Here is a 747-nt window from a genome sequence, read left to right on the forward strand (position 1 = left end):
TCCTGGTAGTTGCCGACCCAGATCCCGAAGCCGCGCTCGGCATAGAGCTTTTCCCAGAAGGCGCGCCGCTCCTCGGCAGAAGCGTCGAAAGTATCCTGGGGATGTGCGGTATGCAGGAAGCAGGCCCAGGTCTCGCGGCAGCGCTGGAAGATCTCGTCGTAGCGCGTGCGTATCTCCGCCATTTCCTCGGGTGGGATCTTCCCGTTGTGCAGCGGCGCGCACCAGTTGGGCGTGCGCTGGAAGACCGTCRGCCGGGCCGCGACCTTCGCGACCTCCTGGATCGTCTGCACGCCCGAGGCGCCGGTGCCGATGACGGCCACGCGCTTGCCGGTGAAGTCCACGGGCTCCTTCGGCCAGAGACCGGTGTGGAAGGACGGGCCCCGAAAGTCCTCCATGCCCGGAAAGCTCGGCATGGTCGGCGAGGAGAGCGCGCCGATCGCCGTGATCAGGAAGCGCGAGCGGTGATGGCCGCCATCCTCCAGCTCGACATTCCACATCCGGTCCGCCTCGTCCCAGATCGCCGCCTTCACGCGGGCGGAGAACTGGATGTCGCGGCGCAGGTCGTACTTGTCGGCGACGCCGTTCAGGTAGCGCTCGGTCTCCGGTTGCGGGGCGAAATGCTCGGTCCAGTCCCAGTCCCGCAACAGCTCCTGGTCGAAGGAGTAGCCGTAGGAATAGCTCTCGGAATCGAAGCGGCAGCCGGGATAGCGGTTCCAGTACCAGGTGCCGCCCACGCCCGTGCCGGCC

Annotated in this window: 1 protein-coding gene; it reads right to left on the bottom strand. The window is 67.0% G+C overall.

All coding sequences use genetic code 11. The annotated features are described in order from the left end of the window. The coding region (locus AC1DWF_RS34040; protein WP_476842898.1) for a flavin-containing monooxygenase at positions 1–747 on the bottom strand (747 nt) is incomplete at both ends.

The sequence above is a fragment of the Aminobacter sp. P4_D5 genome (assembly GCF_056401815.1).